4 protein-coding genes and 1 pseudogene are annotated in these 4,317 nt (G+C 64.3%); 2 read left to right on the top strand and 3 right to left on the bottom strand.

Annotated elements, in window-relative coordinates; translation table 11 throughout:
• Positions 1-80 precede the first annotated feature (80 nt).
• The 3 genes from mtaB to VGO12_RS16045 form a co-directional block, all read right to left on the bottom strand.
• Positions 81-1,355: a tRNA (N(6)-L-threonylcarbamoyladenosine(37)-C(2))-methylthiotransferase MtaB gene (mtaB, locus tag VGO12_RS16055; protein WP_327513741.1), complete on the bottom strand. Its 1,275-nt coding sequence runs from the start codon at positions 1,353-1,355 to the stop codon at positions 81-83.
• Complete coding sequence (dapF, locus tag VGO12_RS16050; protein WP_327513740.1) at positions 1,352-2,263, bottom strand: diaminopimelate epimerase; 912 nt, start codon at positions 2,261-2,263, stop codon at positions 1,352-1,354. Before dapF ends, mtaB begins: the two co-directional genes overlap by 4 nt.
• Before the next feature lie 78 nt (positions 2,264-2,341).
• Positions 2,342-3,385, bottom strand: a complete 1,044-nt coding sequence (locus VGO12_RS16045) for an MBL fold metallo-hydrolase (RefSeq protein ID WP_327513739.1) — start codon at positions 3,383-3,385, stop codon at positions 2,342-2,344.
• A gap of 118 nt (positions 3,386-3,503) precedes the next feature.
• Here VGO12_RS16045 and VGO12_RS16040 point away from each other — a divergent pair, with 118 nt between their 5' ends.
• Positions 3,504-3,983, top strand: a complete 480-nt coding sequence (locus tag VGO12_RS16040) for a MarR family winged helix-turn-helix transcriptional regulator (RefSeq protein WP_327513738.1) — start codon at positions 3,504-3,506, stop codon at positions 3,981-3,983.
• A 109-nt stretch (positions 3,984-4,092) separates the two neighbouring features.
• Positions 4,093-4,317, top strand: a pseudogene (locus VGO12_RS16035) (signal recognition particle protein); the annotation flags it as partial.

Genomic DNA, 4,317 nt, shown 5'->3' with positions numbered 1-4,317 from the left:
TTCGTTTCCTCCACCTCGCTCTTGCCGAAGGTGAAGATCCTCTTGATGAAACCCATTGCCATTCAGGAATTCCGCATAAATCAGGCCGCAGCCATCTGTTTTACCTGCATCGTCAGATGCTTGCCATTGTGGCCGGTGATTGAGACCGGGACAAGCGCGCGCGGTGTAAGGCCGGCGGCATCGACGAGCGTGAAGTTCTCGGTGTGGGCGAGCCCGTTGTTCTCGACCAGGATCGTCTGCTCGCTTCCGACAAGGCGATCGAGATGGCGAGCGTAGAGTGTGCCACCGACCGCGCGCAGGCGTGCAGCGCGGTCCTTGACGAGGCCGCGGTCGAGCTGCGGCATGCGTGCCGCCGGCGTGCCGGGCCGAGGGCTATAGGGGAAGACGTGCAGATGCGCGATGCCGCAATCCTCGGCGAGACGCGCGGCATTCTTGAACATCTCTTCGGTTTCGGTCGGAAACCCGGCGATCATGTCGGCGCCGAGGCTGATATCGGGCCGCAGACGGCGGACTTCATCTGTAAAGGCGCGGGCGTCGGCGGCCGAATGGCGCCGCTTCATGCGCTTGAGGATCATGTCGTCGCCATGTTGCAGCGACAGGTGCAGATGCGGCATGAAGCGCGCCTCGTCGGCGATCAGGTCGAAGAGATGGCTGTCGGCCTCGATGCCGTCGATCGAGGACAAGCGCAGGCGACGGATCCCCGGCACCTGCTTCAAAAGCGTCTTTGCCAGCAGGCCGAGCGTCGGCGTGCCCGGCAGGTCGGCGCCGTAGCTGGTCGCATCGACGCCGGTCAGCACGATCTCGCAGTAACCGCTCTCGACCAGCCTGCGCGCCTGATCGACCACAGCACCCATCGGCACGGAGCGGGAATTGCCGCGGCCATAGGGGATGATGCAGAAGGTACAGCGGTGGTCGCAGCCGTTCTGCACCTGAATGAAGGCGCGCACGTGGCCGTCGATGTGCTTGACCATCTGCGGCGCCGTGGCGCGCACGCTCATGATGTCGTTGACGCGCAGCTTCTCTTCCGCCGAGACCCCGAAATCGGGAAGCGACCGGTAGGAGGCGCTCTTGAGCTTCTCCTCGTTGCCGAGCACGGCGTCGACCTCGGCCATTTCGGCAAAGGTTTGCTTCTCGGTCTGCGCGGCGCAGCCGGTGACGATGATGCGGGCATGCGGATTGTCGCGGCGCGCGCGGCGGATCGCCTGTCGCGCCTGTCGTACCGCCTCGCCGGTGACGGCGCAGGTGTTGACGAGGATGGCGTTGTTAAGCCCCGCCTTCTCGGCTTCCGCCCGCATCACTTCGGATTCGTAGGTGTTGAGACGGCAGCCGAAGGTTATGACCTCGACGCCGCTCAAAGCGCCCGGGCTCCGCCGGTCTCGGCTTCGTCGCGCTGCCAGCTGCCGGTCCCAGGGTTGAGCGTGCCGGACCATTCCCATTCGGCGGGGCCGGTCATGACCACATGGTCGTCGCGCTCGCGCCATTCGATGGTCAATTTGGCCGGGGCGGGGGCGGAGGAGACGTCGATCGTCACCGTGCGGCCGGTTCGACCGGTGCGCGCGGCGCTGACGGCGGCGGCGCACGCCGCCGAGCCGCAGGCAAGCGTCAGCCCGGCGCCGCGTTCCCAGGTGCGGGTGCGCAGCGATGCGGGGGAAAGCACCTGCGCCAGCGTGATGTTGGCGCGCTCCGGAAACATCGGATGGTTTTCAAGCAGCGGGCCGAAACGATCGAGATCGAAGGACATCGGATCCCTGTCGACCCAGAAGATTGCATGCGGATTGCCCATCGACATGGCCGAGGGCGAATGCAGGACGGGATTGTCGATCGGTCCGATCTGCAGCTCGATGCGGCTGGTATCGGCAAATTCCTCGGCAAGCGGGATCCTGTCCCAGGCAAAGACCGGCGTGCCCATGTCGACCGATATCGTGCCGTCCGCGTGCTCCTTCGCGTTGAGGATGCCGGCGATGGTCTGGAAGGTGAAGGCCTTCTTGCCGGTCTCAGCGGCCAGCGCCTGGACGACGCAGCGGGTGCCGTTGCCGCAGGCCTGGGCCATGGAGCCGTCGCAATTGAGGATGTCGATCCAGGCGTCGGTGCCTTCGGCCTTCGGGTCGTGGATCGCCATGATCTGGTCGAAGGCGGTTGCGGGATTTGCATTGAGCGCGATCGCCGCTGCCGGCGTCACCCGATCCTTCCGACCGCGCATGTCGACGACCAGGATCTTGTTTCCAAGCCCGTTCATCCTGGCAAATGGCACGCTGTCGGTCATGTGGCGATTGTCCAAAACGGCCCGCTTCAAGCAGGGCACCCTTCATTCGGGGCAGTATATGGCCGAAAAGCCCGGAAATTACCAGTGCCGCGTTCGTTCGGTTCCCTGAGCGCTGGCCGCTATGGCGGCTGGAACATCGAAGACTTCGCCGGGGCGCATCGGCCGGAAACGGCTGCGGGCGATACCGGCTGCGTCGAGCGCCCGCTCGAGCGCCAGCCGCGGCTCGTCGACGCCTTCGTCGGTCAGGCGGAACGTGCCCCAGTGGTGGCCGGCCACGTGGGCTGCGTCACAGTCGATCATGCCGCGCACGGCTTCTTCCGGGTTCTGATGCTGGTCCTGCATGAACCAGCGCGGCTCATAGGCTCCGAAGGGAAGGTTCGCGAGGCGGAAGGGCCCGTGTTTCTCCCGCGCTGCCCGATAGTTGATGCCGTCGTGAAAGCCGGTGTCGCCGACATGATAGATCTTGCCGGCCGGCGTCTCCACCACGAAGGCGGCCCACAGCGCCATGCGCCTGTCGCGCGAACCGCGGGCCGACCAGTGGTGGCAGGGCTCGGCGTGAAGGATGATACCGTCGCCGAAATCCACCTGGTCGTTCCAGTCGACCACCGTGATCTCGGCATCTGGAACGGTGCGGCGGATGATCGTGTCGTTGCCGAGCGGCGTGACGATCCGCGGGCCGTGTTCCTCGTGAAGCGCCGCCATCGTCTCGACATCAAGGTGGTCATAATGATTATGGGTGACGAGCACGATGTCGATCGGCGGCAGGTCGTCGAGCTCGATGCCGGGCGCGTTGCGCCGCTGTGGGCCGGCAAAGGCAAATGGGCTGGCGCGATGCGACCAGACGGGGTCGGTCAGGATGTTGACGCCATGAACCTGGATCAGCAACGTTGCATGGCCGACCATCGTCACGCGCAGTCGCTCGCCTTCGACGCTCGCCTCGGGTCTGACCGGTGCGAACGGGCTTGGATTGTGCGTCGGCCAGCGAACCTTGCCGCCGCCGAACTGCCAGCGCAAGAGATCGGCAGCACCCTTCGGCGCCTTGCCGCCGGGGTTGAAGAAGCGGGTGCCGTCGAAATGATCGGAGGCGGGTCCCTGATAATAGGGATTCGGCGTCTTCTTCATGCGCAGCCTTTTCGTGCGATGTCCGTGACTTCGTGAGATGGGGCGTCTTTGCCCGCGCTGGAAGGCCGGGGCTTAACAATTTCTTGAAGACGGCAACCGGATTGCTATCTTCGGTCTCATGCTAGTTCGATTCGACCCGCACGAACGCCTCTACAAGACCCTCAAGCTGGTCCGCTCCATCCATCTCAACATGCAGCGTTCAGCCGAACACATGCTCGATGGCGCCGGCATATCGGTGGCGGAGCGCGCGGTTCTGGAGCTTTTTTGCGAGGAAACCCTGACCGTGCCGGAGGCCGGGCGACGCCTTTCGATGAAGCGGCAGTTCGTGCTGCGCGTCGTCAATGGGCTGATCGACAAGCACTTGCTGGAGAAGCAGCCTAACCCTGAGCATCGGCGCGCCTATCTCTGCGCGCCGACGGCCGCCGGGCGTGATCTGTTTGAGGAGATCCATCGCCGCGAGGTGGAGTTGCTTCACGCCATGCTTGGCGACATCAACCAGACGGAGGCCGTGGCGGCGCTGAGGGTGATGACGCGCGTGGCGACCGCCTTCGAGCAGCTGGCAGGCGCGCTCGACGAAGGGCAGGACGAAGGGGCCTGACCGCGTATTTGCCTGTTGTCCTTGACTTTTGCCGCGCTTTCCTGTTTATCCCGCCCAATTCCTTCGCAAGCTCAAGTCTTCGAAGCCACCGACCGGGTCCCGTAAATGTATAAAGAGAACCCGGAGGTCAACACCCGACAGCGCGTGGCGCCCTCGGGTGGTTTTTGGCTTTGCGCCTTGTTTTCCGGGCGAGGGAACCCACGTTTCCGGCGAGTTGATCGCCACCGGAAACCAGAAGGAAGTGAGAATGTTCGAGAGCCTCCAGGACCGCCTTGGTTCCATATTGAATGGACTGACCGGCCGCGGCGCATTGTCGGAAGCCGATGTTTCCGCT

The organism is Ensifer sp., assembly GCF_035999135.1.
In the GTDB taxonomy this organism is placed as follows: Bacteria; Pseudomonadota; Alphaproteobacteria; order Rhizobiales; family Rhizobiaceae; genus Ensifer.
Note: the sequence above shows the minus strand (reverse complement) of the source record. Positions and strands in the feature narration are given on the sequence as shown.

Excerpts from the sequence above, each read along its gene's own strand:
- dapF (WP_327513740.1), bottom strand. The coding sequence starts at position 2,263 with ATGACCGACAGCGTGCCATTTGCCAGGATGAACGGGCTTGGAAACAAG.
- VGO12_RS16045 (WP_327513739.1), bottom strand. The coding sequence starts at position 3,385 with ATGAAGAAGACGCCGAATCCCTATTATCAGGGACCCGCCTCCGATCAT.
- VGO12_RS16040 (WP_327513738.1), top strand. The coding sequence starts at position 3,504 with ATGCTAGTTCGATTCGACCCGCACGAACGCCTCTACAAGACCCTCAAG.